Annotated in this window: 12 protein-coding genes and 1 other annotated feature; all 12 genes read right to left on the reverse strand. The window is 40.1% G+C overall.

Annotated elements, in window-relative coordinates; genetic code table 11:
• Window positions 1-8: 8 nt before the first annotated feature.
• Window positions 9-1,319 carry a GTPase ObgE gene (obgE, locus tag QMQ21_RS01435; protein ID WP_173274503.1) on the reverse strand — a complete coding sequence of 437 codons (1,311 nt, stop codon included), beginning with the start codon at window positions 1,317-1,319 and terminating at the stop codon, window positions 9-11.
• 63 nt (window positions 1,320-1,382) lie between these two features.
• A complete protein-coding gene (locus QMQ21_RS01440; protein WP_084951397.1) occupies window positions 1,383-1,517 on the reverse strand; it encodes a DUF4044 domain-containing protein in 135 nt (44 codons plus the stop codon).
• Window positions 1,518-1,575: 58 nt separating this feature from the next.
• Entirely contained in the window at window positions 1,576-1,752 is a 177-nt protein-coding gene (locus QMQ21_RS01445) for a PspC domain-containing protein (RefSeq protein ID WP_084929897.1), read from the reverse strand.
• A gap of 29 nt (window positions 1,753-1,781) precedes the next feature.
• A complete protein-coding gene (locus tag QMQ21_RS01450) occupies window positions 1,782-3,107 on the reverse strand; it encodes a glycosyltransferase family 4 protein (RefSeq protein WP_261813784.1) in 1,326 nt (441 codons plus the stop codon).
• Between the two features lie 15 nt (window positions 3,108-3,122).
• Complete coding sequence (gene cpoA / locus QMQ21_RS01455) at window positions 3,123-4,166, reverse strand: alpha-galactosylglucosyldiacylglycerol synthase (protein ID WP_033686616.1); 1,044 nt, start codon at window positions 4,164-4,166, stop codon at window positions 3,123-3,125.
• 115 nt (window positions 4,167-4,281) lie between these two features.
• On the reverse strand, window positions 4,282-4,611 hold the full coding sequence (locus QMQ21_RS01460; protein WP_000331925.1) for a metal-sulfur cluster assembly factor: 330 nt from the start codon (window positions 4,609-4,611) through the stop codon (window positions 4,282-4,284).
• A 14-nt stretch (window positions 4,612-4,625) separates the two neighbouring features.
• Entirely contained in the window at window positions 4,626-5,735 is a 1,110-nt protein-coding gene (rpoD, locus tag QMQ21_RS01465; RefSeq protein ID WP_033686617.1) for an RNA polymerase sigma factor RpoD, read from the reverse strand.
• Between the two features lie 2 nt (window positions 5,736-5,737).
• Entirely contained in the window at window positions 5,738-7,498 is a 1,761-nt protein-coding gene (dnaG, locus tag QMQ21_RS01470; protein ID WP_261813785.1) for a DNA primase, read from the reverse strand.
• 89 nt (window positions 7,499-7,587) lie between these two features.
• A complete protein-coding gene (locus tag QMQ21_RS01475) occupies window positions 7,588-8,346 on the reverse strand; it encodes an ABC transporter ATP-binding protein (protein ID WP_020901797.1) in 759 nt (252 codons plus the stop codon).
• A complete protein-coding gene (locus QMQ21_RS01480; protein ID WP_004254625.1) occupies window positions 8,343-9,209 on the reverse strand; it encodes an ABC transporter permease in 867 nt (288 codons plus the stop codon). Before QMQ21_RS01480 ends, QMQ21_RS01475 begins: the two co-directional genes overlap by 4 nt.
• 75 nt (window positions 9,210-9,284) lie before the next feature.
• On the reverse strand, window positions 9,285-10,280 hold the full coding sequence (gene trpX / locus QMQ21_RS01485) for a tryptophan ABC transporter substrate-binding protein (RefSeq protein WP_084929849.1): 996 nt from the start codon (window positions 10,278-10,280) through the stop codon (window positions 9,285-9,287).
• A gap of 113 nt (window positions 10,281-10,393) precedes the next feature.
• Window positions 10,394-10,611 (reverse strand) — a binding site (T-box leader).
• A 96-nt stretch (window positions 10,612-10,707) separates the two neighbouring features.
• Complete coding sequence (gene ppc / locus QMQ21_RS01490; RefSeq protein ID WP_049499358.1) at window positions 10,708-13,404, reverse strand: phosphoenolpyruvate carboxylase; 2,697 nt, start codon at window positions 13,402-13,404, stop codon at window positions 10,708-10,710.
• Between the last annotated feature and the right edge of the window lie 10 nt (window positions 13,405-13,414).

Below are 13,414 nucleotides of genomic sequence, written 5' to 3' on the forward strand. Positions count from 1 at the left end.
CCAATCTCCTAGTCTACAAATTCAAACTCAAATTTACCAATGCGGACCAAATCACCATCTTTAGCTCCACGCGCACGAAGGGCTTCATCAACCCCCATACCACGAAGCTGGCGAGCAAATTTCATGACTGATTCGTCACGATCAAAGTTGGTCATATTAAAGAGTTTCATAAGTTTTTCACCAGAAAGCACCCATGTAGCATCGTCATCACGACTAATTTCAAAGGCTTTTTCTTCCTCATCAAATCCATAGTAAGCTTCTTCTTCCATATCTGACTCGTCGTATAGCAAGAATTCTGGTGTCTTGTCTAACAATTCAGCTGTAGCATCCAAGAGCGTAGCCAAACCTTGCTTGGTCAAACCAGAAATTGGGAAAATAGCTGGTAACTCTTCAAATTCATCGTAGTTTTCAGCCAATTTTTTCTTGAATTCTTCAAGATTTTCCTGACTCTCAGGCATGTCCATTTTGTTGGCTACGATAATCTGTGGACGCTCCATGAGACGGAGGTTATAAGACTCTAACTCCTTATTGATAGCTAGATAGTCCTCATAAGGATCACGGCCTTCGCTAGCTGACATATCAATAATATGAAGAATGACACGTGTACGCTCAATGTGACGGAGGAACTGGGTTCCCAAACCAACACCTTGACTAGCCCCTTCAATCAAACCTGGCAAATCGGCTACTGCAAAGGATTCACCTGATTGGGTACGAACCATACCTAAATTTGGCACAATAGTGGTAAAGTGGTAGGCACCAATTTTAGGTTTAGCTGAGGTAATAACACTTAAAAGTGTTGATTTCCCTACAGATGGGAATCCTACTAAACCGACATCTGCCAAGATTTTTAGTTCCAATTGTAACTCACGTTCCTGACCTGGTTCTCCATTTTCAGAGATTTCCGGTGCAGGATTTTTTGGTGTCGCAAAGCGAATATTTCCACGACCACCACGACCTCCGTGGGCTACAATAAATTCTTGCCCATGTTCAATCAAATCTGTCAAGACCTTGCCAGTATCTGCATCACGCACAGTCGTACCTTGCGGCACTCGAACTCTGAGATCCTCAGCACCACGTCCATGCATTCCTTTGGTCATTCCTTTTTCCCCAGAATCAGCCTTGAAATGGCGATTGTAGCGGAAATCCATCAAGGTACGCAAACCTTCGTCTACAACGAAGACTACATTACCTCCACGACCACCATCACCACCCCAAGGACCGCCATTAGGGACATATTTTTCACGGCGAAAGGCAACCATACCATCGCCACCATTACCAGCCTTGACCTTAATCTTGGCTGTATCTAAAAACATACTCATTTTTTCTTCTCACTTTAAAAAAGGGCTGGGAAATCCCAGTCACAAAATTTTCTTGAATCTATTTTATAGATTACTGAGGGCGCTAATTGCAGTTGCAAAAATACCAAATATACTCGCTAAAAGCATAATAATCACGATGATTAAAGTTAATTTCTCAAACAAGGTTTTTTTACGATTTCCATTATCTCCAAATGCCATTTTTATCTCCTTCGTTACATTCTATTTTCTATTATCTTAGCATGAATTCAGCTAGTTTTCAATAGTCACTTGCTACCGGCGCAATAATCCATAAAATGATATAAGCTACAATTCCTGCCCCATAACAAAATGCAAGAACACCCCATATTACGCGAACGATAGTTGGATCCATATCAAGATAATGGGCCACTCCGGCACAAACACCCGCAATCTTTTTATCAAGACCACTTCTCATTAATTGTTTTTTCATGGCTGTTCCTCTTTCTATTCCTCATGGTCTTTCCAATAATCTCTTATGCTGATTAACTGCGTTTTTGAAGCCTTCAGCATGCGTCTAGAGCCTTTTACGGGCACAGCGACCACCTTTTGCGGAAGATACAAAACTGTCTTAAAGATACGCTGACTGACCGTATCATCTTTGGCTAAATCTTTCTGGAAGTTATTTGAAATGATGGCATCCAGATAAAACTCATGCACTCGTTTTCCAAAGTTCTCAGCTGAAATCTCGTACAACTTCTCTGATAAGGTATGCTCATCCATATCTGGCGTTGCAATCAGGGCTTCTAAAATAGCCCCAGCCAAATCATGTTCACCGTAGTATAATGTTCCAAACATCTTATCATTGATCAGATTGTCCAGATAAGGATTTCCGTGAGCAATAACTGGCGTTCCACTGGCCAAGCTTTCCAAGTATGTCAAACCCTGCGTCTCACTCGTCGATGCTGAGATGAAGAAATCCGCTGCCTTATAGTAAAGAGCCGTCTCACTAGGAGCAATCATCCCTGTAAAGACAACAGAGTCTTGAATCTCTAGTTTCTGGGCTTGCTCTTTAAGGTCATTCAGATAAGGGCCATCCCCGGCAACTACCAGTTTAACCTTGTCTTCCTCTTTCAGAACTTCTGCAAAAGCTGCTAATACTGCTTGAATATTTTTTTCATAAGAAATTCTGGAAAGACTCAGCAACATCTGTTCGTCCTCTTGAATCCCTAATTTACTACGCAGTTCTTTTAGATTTTCTTGCTTGATTTCTGGACGCTCAAACTTGGCTAATTCAATCCCAGTTGGAATGACCCTTTTTTCAACCTTGACCTTATAGTCAGATAGCAAGTCTCGGACAATCTCACTCGGGCAAATAACCCCATCCACATCATGCAGGAAACCTCTTACTAAGTACTTGACCATACTAGGACGAATCAACATCCCCTTAGCAATATAATGCACGTAGTCTTCGTATTGGGTGTGATAGGTATGGATGACTGGAATCTTCAATTCACGCGCAATCCAAATTCCCAACAAGCCAAGAGAAAATTCTGTCTGAGTATGGATAATATCTAGCTGATATTGTTTAGCAATTTCAAGCGCCTTGCTGAAACCTCGATAGGCAAAGCGACGATCTTTAAAAGCAAAGAAAGGAACACTTGGAATGCGGATAATTTGCCAATCTTCATAACGATTGACATCCTTATCTGTCGTTGTAAAGATAAAAACAGCATGTCCCTGCTTTTCAAGTTCGGTTTTCAAGGTTCGAATACTGGTCGCAACACCTGAAACCTGAGGAAAATAGGTATCTGTAAATAAACCAATTCGCATAGATTACCTCACTTTTTACTTTCTCCCTAAAGCGGCTTGTTTCTCATAAAAGTCCAACCAGATTTGTAACAGATGCTCTTCAGAATACTCTCTAGAAATATTCTTAGCTTTTTCTTTCAAATCTTTTAAAGCAGCAGGATTCGCTTGATATTCCAGAATAGCTTCTTTCATCTCTTCTCTATCTGCTGTCGCCCGATAATCTCCATCCAAAATTACCTTATAAAGATCTAAATCACGCAACATAATCGGAGCTTCACAACTGGCAGCCTCTAAAATCGTCATCGGAAAGAGCTCATTATAACTAGGCAACAAGAAAAGATCCGCTAGGGCATACAATTCGCGCATCCGCTCTGGCGATACAATACCTGGAAAAATCAAATTTTTAGGGGGATTCTCCATGATTTTCTTATAACGTTCATAACCATCTGTCATACCACCAAAAGAGAAACCACCCGCCCATATAAAGGTAATCTGAGGCAATTCCTCAGCCAGACGGATAAAGTCATCAATTCCTTTACGTTTCTGAACTTGACCAGCACCTACTACGATAAACTGATTGTCACTAAGACCTAGCTCTGTACGCAGTCTCGCTACCTCTTCCTGTGGAAGAGGTAGCCATTTTTCCTTGTTTACAAAGTTAGGAATATAGGTAACTTTTTCACGTGGAATACCAGCTGCCACCAAATCCTCGATAAACATAGGATTGACCACCACCAAGTGCTCCATCCGGTTGTAAAAAGAAAATACATAGCGTTTCACAATTCCCTTTAAGAAAAATGGAATTTTCAAACTCCCCTCAAGTGTATCAGGCAAGAAGTGCACATAGCCAATTTTCCTTCCTGAGCGTTTCTTCTGGAATGTCGATAAATAATAGGGGAAATCAATTGTATGAAAGTGAGTCACATCTGCCTCTATTGGAAGATTTTCTGTAACAATCAATTGGTCCTTGGCATCACGGTGAAGAAGACGAACTAATTCACGGTAAGCACCTGAAACTCCTTGTCCTGCTACTTTCTCACTTGAACTCAACATATTGATGCGTAATTTCTTTTTTTCCATAACTACTATTATATCATTTTCTTTGAATAAAATCAGCAAAAGAAAGGAGAGACTAGAGGAAAAGAGGGGGAAATTTCCTCGCTTTTCCAATAATCTCTCACATGTTTTTATTTGTTTACTTAATGCCTAGGGCAATACGTGCATAGCGACTCATTTTTTCAACAGTCCAGGCTGGATACCAAACTAATTTGACCTCAGTATCCGTTACTTCTGGAACCTCTGTCATAGCATCATAAATCTGGTCTGTCAAAAGGTCTGCTAGAGGACAACCCATGGTTGTCAAAGTCATATCAATCTCTGTTTGTCCTGTGTCACCGTCAAAACGAATTTCATAGATCAAACCAAGATTGACAATATCGATTCCCAACTCAGGGTCAATAACTTCTTCCAAGGCTGATAAAATTCGTGTTTTGATGTTTTCAATTTGCTCTTCTGTATAAGCCATATTCATCCTCACTCTTAGTCTTCAATAAAATCACGAAGCGGTTTGCTGCGACTTGGTTGACGTAGTTTTCTCAAAGCTTTAGCCTCAATCTGACGGATACGCTCGCGAGTCACGTTAAAGACTTTACCCACATCTTCAAGGGTACGCATTTTACCATCATCTAGCCCAAAACGCAGACGCAAAACATTTTCTTCACGGTCTGTAAGAGTATCCAAGACCTCATCCAACTGCTCACGCAAGACAATACGAGTTGTATAGTCCACTGGATTTTCAATCACTTCATCTTCGATAAAGTCCCCAAGGTGGCTATCATCCTCTTCACCGATAGGAGTTTCAAGAGATACTGGTTCTTGGGCAATCTTCAAGATTTCACGAACCTTGTCAGGGGTCATATCCATACGTTCAGCGATTTGTTCAGGTGTTGGATCTTGTCCCAATTCTTGAAGGAGATTACGTTGTTCACGAACCAATTTATTAATGGTTTCAACCATGTGAACTGGGATACGGATAGTACGAGCTTGATCCGCAATAGCACGAGTGATAGCCTGACGAATCCACCAAGTTGCGTAAGTTGAGAACTTAAATCCTTTAGAATAGTCAAACTTATCAACTGCCTTCATCAAGCCCATGTTCCCTTCTTGAATCAAGTCAAGAAACTGCATACCACGTCCAACATAGCGTTTGGCAATAGAAACAACTAAACGAAGGTTGGCTTCCGCAAGGCGTTGTTTAGCTTCGATATCGCCAGCTTCAACTGCTAGCGCCAATTCTTTTTCCTCTTCATTGGTCAAGAGAGGAACGACCCCGATTTCTTTCAAGTACATACGGACAGGGTCATTAACCTTAGCAGAAGTTGAACCAATCAAGTCCTCATCACTGAGTTCTGGCTCTTCTTCTGCAATAAGAACACGCGCACTCGGATTTCCTTCGTTATCTGTGATAGAAATCCCTGCATCCTGAATTCGTTGCAAGAGATCTTCAATCCCATCAGCGTCCAAGGTAAAAGGAATGACTAGACTGGCATTGATTTCATCATCTGTTGCAGTCCCTTTTTGTTTATGATTACGGATAAATTCTGCTACTTGTACGTCAAATGTTGTTACTTCTTTTTGTTTTGTTGCCATTATTACTCCATTCTTCTCTTTTGGGAAATTAAACGTTCCAATTCTTCTAAGGCTGTGTCGGTATCTCCTACATGGCTAGCTTCCTGCACCTTCTTTTTGATTCTCATATTGTCCTGATTCAAGAGAGCCTTGTTTCGAGTCATTTCTACTTCACTAAGTTCCTGAGGTGATATCTCAGCAGGCAAATCCTGACCTAAAACTTGGTACCAAGCTCTTTCAACTTCCTCTGTCTGTTCTGCTAGAACTTCTGGAGGAAGATTTCCATACTGGCCAAGCAAGTCATATAAAGCCTGAAATTCAGGTGTATCAAATGCAAAGTCTTCCCGCAAGCGGTAATCGTTCAAAACAAGAGGGGATTCCATCATTCGATAAAGTAGATGAGCTTCTGCCCTCATAATAGCCGATAACTGCTTGGTAACAGGCATAGTGATTGGCGTCGGTCTGGAAATTCCTTCCATGCGATTCTGCCTTTGCGCCTGACGACTCTCATTAACAATCTGCTCAATCTGGGCATAATCAAAGGACGCCAGACTGTCAGCTAAAATATGTATATAGCTGTTTTGAGCAGTAATAGATTTTTCTTGAACAATCAAGGGAGCTATTTTTTCAATAAACTCAATCTGAGCCTGCAAATTTTCACTATTTTCAGGTTTGTACTGGTGAATGTAAAACTCAATCGGACTAATACGAGTTTTCGTTAATAGATAGGCCAAGTCTTCTGGACCATTTTTTTGTAGATACTCATCTGGATCCAAGTTATCAGGCATGCTGACAATTTGCACAGGTATATCACCAATTTCATCCAGTGCTTTCAATGTCGCAGCTTGCCCAGCCTTATCGCCATCGTATACCAGAACCAACTTCTTGGTTAACCTTTTCAGATGCTCAACATGCTCACGGCTCAAGGCTGTTCCCATGGACGCCACAGCGTTTTCGATTCCAGCCCGATAGGCTGCAATGACATCCATGAATCCTTCCATCAGGTAAATCTCACTGGTTTTGCCAGAAGATTTTTTTGCCCTATCCATATGATATAATTCGTAACTTTTGTTAAAAATTGCAGTCGATCGGCTATTTTTATACTTAGAAGTTTGTGAATCCGTTTTCTGCCAGATACGACCTGAGAAGGCAATGACCTTGCCCTGGTCATTTGTCAGGGGAAACATGATCCGATTGTGAAATGTATCTACAAATTGATTGGCATCCGAGAGATAAAACAATCCTGAATCTAGAAAATCCTCTTCACGATACTGACCAGACAAACGTTGATAAAGATAGTTGCGTTCTGGAGGTGCTAAACCAATCCGAAAATGTTTGAGCACTTCATCTGTCAAACCACGCTGATAAAGGTAATTTCTGGCCTCTTCTCCCATAGTCGTTGTCATGAGAATAGCATGGTAAAATTTGGCAGCATCTTCGTGCATATCATAAAGAGCTTGGTGAGGCGAAACTGGCTTATGTTCACTATAAAGCGGCTTTTCAACCTCAATCCCAACACGCTGACCTAAGATTTGGACAGCCTCCATAAAGGGAACCCCTTGGTACTCCTCGATGAACTTAAAGACGTCACCTGATCGACCACAACCAAAACAGTGGTAAAACTGTTTGTCCTCTACAACGTTGAAAGAAGGTGTTTTTTCACCATGAAAAGGACAGAGCCCTAGATAGTTCCGTCCTGCCTTTTGTAAAGAAATCACATCTCCTATGACTTCCACAATGTTGGCATTGTTTTTGATTTCTTCAATGACTTGTTTGTCAACCATACACAATACCTCCATGTTATCATAGTTTACTTTATATAGTATACTTTATTTCAGAAAAAAAGTAAACCATTTCACTCATTTTCCCTACTTTATTCAAAGAGTTGATAATAATCAGAGATTTTCATTTTTGCTTTTTCTTCTTGGTTCAAATCTTGGATAATTCGTCCTTCTTTCATGACAATCAAGCGATTGCCATATTTGAGAGCATCTTCCATATGGTGGGTAATCATAAGCGCTGTCAGCTGGTCTTTCTTGACAAATTCATCCGTCAATTCCATCAAGGCCACACTGGTCTTTGGATCAAGGGCTGCAGTATGCTCGTCCAACAAGAGTAATTCAGGACGCTTCAATGTTGCCATCAAGAGACTCAAAGCCTGTCTTTGTCCACCAGATAAGAACTCAATTGGTGTATTCAAGTGTTTCTCAAGACCGTTTCCCACTTTTTCAATAGTTGCCTGAAACTCATCCTTATAGCTAGCCAGACGTCTCGGAAACAGTCCACGCTTTTCACCACGAAACTTGGCAATCAAAAGATTTTCAGCGACCGTCATACGAGGAGCTGTCCCCATCTTGGGATCTTGGAAGACTCGAGACAGATACTTAGCTCGCTTTTCTGGCGAAAACTTGGTAACATCTTCACCCAAAATACGGATGGTTCCACTGGTTAATGACAAAGTTCCTGCAATAGTGTTAAAGAGGGTTGATTTCCCAGCTCCATTTCCACCTAAAATCGTGATGAAATCCTGTTCAAAAATTTCTAAGGAAACATCATTTAAAATAATCTTTTCTTCATCAAAGCCATTTTTAACGACTTTGGTTGCATTTTTTAATTCTACAATTGCTGTCATTTGCTTAATTTGGCTCCTTTCAAGATTGTTTGCTTAAATGTTGGAATCATGAGGCAGACTGCTAAAATCACGGCACTGTACAAACGAAGGTAACTTGTATTAAAGCCAAGCGCAATAACTGCCCACACTAAAAATTGATAGGCGATAGAACCTACAACGATGGTAATCAGACGTTCTGCCAAGCTCAAACTCTTGAAGATAACTTCTCCAATAATCAAACTTGCAAGCCCCACAACGATCACCCCGATTCCTCGAGATACATCGGCATAGCCTTCTTGCTGGGCAATAAGAGCCCCTGCAAGGGCAATCACACCATTTGATAAGACCAAGCCCATGAGCTCCATGCGTCCAGTATGAATCCCGAAACTTCTAGCCATATCAGGATTGTCACCTGTAGCAATATAGGCTTGTCCGAGTTTGGTATCCAAGAAAAAGAGCATGAGAGCAATAACAAGACTGACAAAGATGAGACCTGTCAAGAGTTGGTTCAAATCTGAATCAAAAGGCAAAACATCCTGGATTTGCTTGGTTCCAAGCAATCCTAAATTTGCACGTCCCATAATCAAGAGCATGATAGAGTGACAGGAAGTCATCACCAAAATCCCTGAGAGCAAGGTTGGAATCTTCCCTTTTGTATAAAGAAGACCTGCTGCCATTCCAGCCAAACAACCTGCTCCTACAGCAACAAGTGTCGCTAAAAAGGGATTTACACCTTTGGTTATCAGAGTGACAGCAACAGCTCCCCCAAGAGGGAAGGAACCTTCTGTTGTCATATCTGGAAAGTTTAAAATCCTAAATGTCATAAAGATTCCCAGACCTAAAATAGCCCAGACAAATCCTTGAGAAATAATAGATAATATCATCTGTTTCTTAACCTTTTCTATATGATTTCTATTGTAAAAAATTGGAGGAGATGTCCCCAACTCCTCCATTTTAGATTATTCAATCACTTGTCCTGCTTCTTTGAGAACAGACTCAGGAATAGTAATACCTAACTCTTGTGCCAATTTTTTATTGATAACTGATTTACCAGTTGAAAAGACATTGACTGGTGTATCAGCTGGTTTTGCACCTTTCAAAACTTGAGCAATCATTTTGCCAGTTGCCACACCAAGATCATGTTGGTCAACTACAACGGATGCCAAACCACCTGCTTCTACCATGGCAGTTGCACTTGGGTAGATTGGTTTTTTAGCTGATTGGTTGCTTGATACAACAGTTGAGAAGGCTGAAGCAATAGTGTTATCAATTGGAACCCAGATAGCATCAACCTTGCTAGTCATAACGTTAACTGTTGAAGCAATTTCATTTGTTGAAGGAACTGCAAATGTTTCTACTGTCAAACCTGCTTTTTCAGCATAAGCCTTAAATTCTTCTACCTGTGTTTTTGAATTGTCTTCGCTGCTTGAGTAAAGAGCTCCGATAGTTTTCACATTTGGTGTCAGAGCCTTGATGAGTTCAACTTGTTGTTGAGCTGGATTGTGGTCAGATACCCCTGTAATATTGCCACCTGGTTTTTTCAAATCTTTAACCAAGTTCGCACCGATTGGGTCTGTAATAGCAGCCATGATAACAGGTAGGTCTTTTGTTGCACTAGCCAGACCTTGAGCAGCTGGTGTTGCGATACCAACTACCAAGTCATTATCGTTTGCAACCAATTGTTTACTCATTGTCGCAACCTTACTTTGGTCACCTTCTGAGTTCATAAAGTCAATCTTCAACTGGTCATCTTTATAACCTTCTTCTGCAAGTCCATCTTGAATCCCTTTATAAATCAAGTCAAGAGATGGATGGCTCACAAACTGAAGGACACCAACTTTGGCAACTTTCTTTTCATTCTTAGCTTCTGGTTTATTCATTGAAGAGTAAATCAAGCTTCCTGCTACTAAGACTGCTAATGCAGCGATAATTCCAATTAAACGTTTATTTTTCATTCTATTTCTCCTTTTTAATTCCTTTAAACTACTTCACTTATCTGAACAAGCGACGCCATCGTTTTCTTTCCATACTAACCTCCATCAAAAAAAGTCCTCACACAAAAAACTTGTGTGAGGACGTCGATGCGCGGTACCACCTCAATTATAGGAAATTTCCCTATCACTCTGTCTCGCAATAACGAGATGCACTATAAGGTGTGCTCACCGAATTTTTATGATTTCAAATTCTAAATAACATTCAGCCCAATTTTCATCATCACCACTTATCTGTTTTCAGCTACCACAGACTCTCTAAAAAGTTTGAATGATTACTTTTCTGAATGGTTAAATTATATCATTTTTCAACTACTTGTCAAGACTCTTTTAGCATTTTTTTGAAAGATTCAAAAACTTCCCCTATAGAAAAGAGGAAGTTTGAAAGACATCAGCCCGAATTACGCAATCCTGTCGCAATTCCGTTGATGGTTGTATGGATTAATTTTTCTTGATCGCTTGATAATTCTCCTCGGCGTTGACGTTTAATCAACTCCAACTGGATATAGTTGAGAATATTAAAGTAAGGCATACGATAATCCAAACTTGCTTTTAGATATGGATTTTCAGCCAAGAGTTCATCGTAACCTTCGATAGCCAAGATGACTTCCTTGGTGACTTGCCATTCATTTAGAATAGTCTCATAGATTGCTTTTACTTCTTCATCCTCACACAGTTTGGCATATTCAAAAGCAATATTCATATTTGATTTTGACAAGACCATGTCGACATTTGAAAGAAGCGATTGGAAGAAAGGCCAATTTTGGTACATATCTCGTAAGATAGCAATATTCTCTGGATTTTTATCGATAAATTCCTTGAAGCTTGAACCAACCCCATACCAGCCAGGGAACATGACGCGACTTTGCGACCATGAGAATACCCAAGGAATAGCTCGCAAACCACCGATTTCAGTAATAGTCTTACGAGCGGCTGGACGAGAACCAATGTTAAAGCTTGAAATAGCCTTGATTGGACTTGACTCGAAGAAATAATCATAGAAATGGTCATTGCCAAAGACCAAATCACGGTAGATATCGTAACTACGGTCCACCACTTGGTCCATAATAGCTTCATAACGATTGGATGTATTGGTATCGCTCTTCTTCTGAGTAATCATACGGTTAATGGCTGCAGATACTAGCATTTCAAGGTTATAGTAGGCTGCGTCTTTATTACCGTATTTATTTCCAATTACTTCACCCTGCTCCGTCAAGCGGATACGATCCTTAATAGACTTGAGCGGTTGAGAGGTGATGGCCTCATAGGTTGGTCCACCACCACGACCGACAGTACCACCACGGCCGTGGAAGAAGGTAACCTTAACGCCAAATTCATCTCCAATAGCAGTCAATTGTTGTTGAGCCTTGTAGAGGGTCCAACATGATGAAAGGTAACCACCATCTTTATTACTATCAGAGTAACCAAGCATGATTTCTTGGTAGTTATTACGTGAAGCAATCCATTTCTTAGCAAGAGGAAGTGAAAGGTACTCTCTCATGGTTTCTTCTGAGTGATCCAAGTCCTCGATTGTTTCAAAGAGAGGAACGATTTGGACACGAGCTCTTTCTTTATCAACTAGCCCTACTTCTTTTAGCAAGATAGCCAATTCCAGCATGTCTGATACGCTGGTTGCATGTGAAATGATGGTCTGACGAATGACATCATCTCCCAACTTATCTTTCAACTTACGAGCTGCCTTAAAGATTGCTAATTCTTTTTCAAGTAATTCTGATTTTTCAACATGAGTGGCAGAAAGAATACGTGGATCTTCTTCCAATTCTTTCAAGAGAAGCTGGCATTTTTCTTCTTCACTTAGTTCACTATAATGAGAATGAATACCTGCTGATTTCAAGAGTTCAGCTACACAGGCTTCGTGAACACTAGAATCTTGACGCATGTCAATAGATGCCAAATAGAAACCAAAAATTTCAACTGCCTGGATCAACTCAACAAAATCACCAGAAATCAGTGCTTCACCCTTATTTTCCAAGAGGGAATCACGAATAGTAATTAAATCCTTATAAAAATCATTAGCTGTTTCATAGCGAGCTCCAACTTCCTTATCTTCAATCAGATAGGTTTTTGTTGCTTGGATTTTTGATTGAATATCAAACAAGGCACGACGATACAGCTCTTTTTCACGATAAATAGAGTTGTCCTTGGATTGACGAGCCATTTCTCTAACTTGCTTGCTTACATTGACAATACTGGTTGAGAGAGAGAACTCACGATAAAGCTGATAAATCTTTTCATCATAGTAGTTCATGATGACTTCACACTGGGTCATAGCAGATTGTTTCAAGGTATCTGCTGTAACAAAAGGATTCCCATCACGGTCTCCACCAATCCACATACCCATGGTAATTGGTTTAGGATGTTTCAAGTCCAAGCCGTGTTTTTTAGCCAGACGCTTGTACTCAGCAGTCAAATGAGGAACTGCCTTCAGGAATGAACTATTGTAGTATTCCATTACATTCGTGATTTCATTGGTTACTTTCAATTTCTTTTCACGAATCATATCTGTCTGCATGATAATCTCAATGTAACGACGGAGATCATTATGCCATTTTTCCTTATTAATCAAACCTAATTTCACATCACGGTACTTACGCAAGAGGGTATGGATATGGTTAGTCAAATCCAACATACTCTTACGTTGCACTTGTGTTGGATGGGCTGTCAAAACAGGGACAACATTCAAGTGTTCTAGAATTTCAACCGCATTTTCTTTTTCTGCAACCATTTTGATCGTTGCTGATAATTTACCAAGATAATCTTGATCGATATTATTTTGATGGTTGATTTCATAGGCCAAATCCACGTCTTCTGAAATATTAATCAAAAGAGGCAAGATAGAGAAATAGCGTGAAATATAAGCCATTTCATCATTTGTCAAACTGGTAACTAATTGATTCAAACCTTGATAATCTTCTTGAGTTGACAATTCCTTCAACTGTATGATTTTTTCAAAAGTCTCTGGGGCAAGCATGTTTTTAGTAATATCTTCTAACAATTCTGTTAAAATCAATACTTCTTCTTGTATAACAGCTTTATTACTATAGTTTTCTAATTTTTGAAGAGACATAGGTAATCCT

The sequence above is a fragment of the Streptococcus bouchesdurhonensis genome (assembly GCF_948472335.1).

Bases quoted from the DNA above. Each gene is read 5' to 3' on its own strand.
- trpX (WP_084929849.1), bottom strand. From the start codon at position 10,280: ATGAAAAATAAACGTTTAATTGGAATTATCGCTGCATTAGCAGTCTTA.
- QMQ21_RS01460 (WP_000331925.1), bottom strand. From the start codon at position 4,611: ATGGCTTATACAGAAGAGCAAATTGAAAACATCAAAACACGAATTTTA.
- dnaG (WP_261813785.1), bottom strand. From the start codon at position 7,498: ATGGTTGACAAACAAGTCATTGAAGAAATCAAAAACAATGCCAACATT.
- cpoA (WP_033686616.1), bottom strand. From the start codon at position 4,166: ATGGAAAAAAAGAAATTACGCATCAATATGTTGAGTTCAAGTGAGAAA.
- QMQ21_RS01480 (WP_004254625.1), bottom strand. From the start codon at position 9,209: ATGATATTATCTATTATTTCTCAAGGATTTGTCTGGGCTATTTTAGGT.
- QMQ21_RS01440 (WP_084951397.1), bottom strand. From the start codon at position 1,517: ATGGCATTTGGAGATAATGGAAATCGTAAAAAAACCTTGTTTGAGAAA.
- QMQ21_RS01475 (WP_020901797.1), bottom strand. From the start codon at position 8,346: ATGACAGCAATTGTAGAATTAAAAAATGCAACCAAAGTCGTTAAAAAT.
- rpoD (WP_033686617.1), bottom strand. From the start codon at position 5,735: ATGGCAACAAAACAAAAAGAAGTAACAACATTTGACGTACAAGTAGCA.
- QMQ21_RS01450 (WP_261813784.1), bottom strand. From the start codon at position 3,107: ATGCGAATTGGTTTATTTACAGATACCTATTTTCCTCAGGTTTCAGGT.
- ppc (WP_049499358.1), bottom strand. From the start codon at position 13,404: ATGTCTCTTCAAAAATTAGAAAACTATAGTAATAAAGCTGTTATACAA.
- obgE (WP_173274503.1), bottom strand. From the start codon at position 1,319: ATGAGTATGTTTTTAGATACAGCCAAGATTAAGGTCAAGGCTGGTAAT.
- QMQ21_RS01445 (WP_084929897.1), bottom strand. From the start codon at position 1,752: ATGAGAAGTGGTCTTGATAAAAAGATTGCGGGTGTTTGTGCCGGAGTG.